Source organism: Weissella sp. DD23, from assembly GCF_001579105.1.
In the GTDB taxonomy this organism is placed as follows: Bacteria; Bacillota; Bacilli; order Lactobacillales; family Lactobacillaceae; genus Weissella; species Weissella cibaria.
The window spans coordinates 394798-396687 of the sequence record NZ_KQ970391.1; the positions used below are offsets into that span (position 1 = coordinate 394798).

The window sequence follows — 1890 nt, forward strand, 5'->3', positions numbered from 1 at the left end:
GTTAACTACGTTGGACCTGATGGTGAATTGCACCGTCCAGTTATGATTCACCGTGGTATCATCTCAACGATGGAACGCTTTACGGCTTACTTGACTGAAATGTACAAGGGTGCCTTCCCAACTTGGTTGGCACCACACCAAGTACGTATCATTCCAGTTAACCGCGATGCACACGGTAAGTTCGCCAAGGACTTGGCAGACCGTTTGATCAAGCAAGGTATTCGTGCTGAATACGAAGACCGTAATGAGAAGTTGGGTTACTTGATTCGCGATGCCCAAACGTCTAAGGTTCCTTACACGTTGGTTATCGGTGATGAAGAAGTTAACAACAACACCGTTACGATTCGTCGCTTCGGTTCAACGGACACAAAGTCAAAGTCTGTTGATGCCTTTGAGGCACAATTGATGGCTGACATTGCACGTCACTCACGTGCAATGGAGACATTGGAAAAGGCTGTTAAGGGATAATCAATCAATTAAAATCTCAGTTATGCTTGTTGCGTAACTGAGATTTTTTTATACCCTTTTTCGTCACGTTTCACGTCATTTTCCTCTAAAATACACATGAAAGAAATTTGTGAGGGAAACAATGAAGAGTAAAGCGGTTGAATACACACTGTTGGGGGTTGGTGTAACGGCGTCGTTAGGGCTGATTTTTCACAATCAAATTGGCACATTAATGATTAAGACGTATAAACCAACGGTGACACAAAAAATGGTCGCAAAAGCGAAAACAGCGAAGGCGAATTATGATTGGAAAAGTGTTAAATCACTGACCGCCCAAGAAATGATTAATGCGCGCTTACACGCAGGAAAGTTGCGTTACATCGGGATGGTTTCTGTACCGGAGATTGGGCTGAGTTTGCCGATTAGCAAGGGCGTTAACGATATAGCACTCACATTTGGCGCGGGAACACTTTATCCCGATCAAGAGATGGGGAAAAACAACTACTCGTTGGCGAGTCATTTTGTTCAAGGTAGCAGTAATAAGAAGGTCCTCTTTAGTCCGATTTACTATGAGGGTAAGACGGGCCAGCATATGTATTTGACGGACATGTCAAAAATTTATAGCTATCAAGCAACGTCAGTAAAGGTTGTGCAACCGACAGCTGTAGAAGTGACTTATAATCAGCCAAATAAGAACCAACTCACTTTGATTACGTGCGATTACACAGCAGAGCGTGGCCGCGTTGTGATGCAAGGCGATTTGAAGCAAGTTTATACCTGGCATGATGCCCCAAAGGAAATTCGTGATTCATTTAGTCGCACAAATGAATGGCACAAAAGTTGAACAGCATAAACATGATTGGCGGCCACTAATGGCTGTCAATTTTTTTATCCCTCATGACTTGCAAGTGGTATAGACCATGGTTTATAATTGGTCTATACCAAAGGAATTGATAGACATCTTATTAAGGGGAGAATAACATGAAAATTCTACAAGTGAGTGATCAAAAAATGGGCGGCCAAGCAGGCTACAACGTCTTTGCAGAGGCGTTAGCAAATGGTGCCACTGTCTTTGGGTTGGCAACTGGTTCAACCCCTATTTCAATCTATGATGCGATTACAGCAAGTGATTTAGATTTTAGCAACGCTGTCTCAATTAACTTAGACGAGTACAAGGGATTGCCAGGGACTCACGAACAAAGTTATCGTTACTTTATGAATGAGCACCTATTTAATAAGAAGCCGTTTAAGGAGAGCTATGTACCTGATGGCATGGCGGATGCGGCTACAGAAACAGCCCGCTATGAGCGCATTATTAACGACAACCCAATTGATTTGCAAATTCTTGGCTTAGGGCAAAATGGGCACATTGGGTTCAACGAGCCAGGCACACCCTTTGATTCATTGACCCACGAAGTGACATTGACCCAGTCAACGATTGAT

General features: G+C 43.3%; 3 protein-coding genes. All 3 read left to right on the forward strand.

Translation table 11 applies throughout. The features are described from left to right. A partial coding sequence (locus tag WEIDD23_RS04335) for a His/Gly/Thr/Pro-type tRNA ligase C-terminal domain-containing protein (protein ID WP_242865424.1) occupies window positions 1-468 on the forward strand: 468 nt, incomplete at its 5' end. 121 nt (window positions 469-589) lie between these two features. After that, window positions 590-1291, forward strand: a complete 702-nt coding sequence (locus WEIDD23_RS04340; RefSeq protein WP_010373071.1) for a class A sortase — start codon at window positions 590-592, stop codon at window positions 1289-1291. A gap of 137 nt (window positions 1292-1428) precedes the next feature. Continuing rightward, a partial coding sequence (locus tag WEIDD23_RS04345; protein WP_242865425.1) for a 6-phosphogluconolactonase occupies window positions 1429-1890 on the forward strand: 462 nt, incomplete at its 3' end.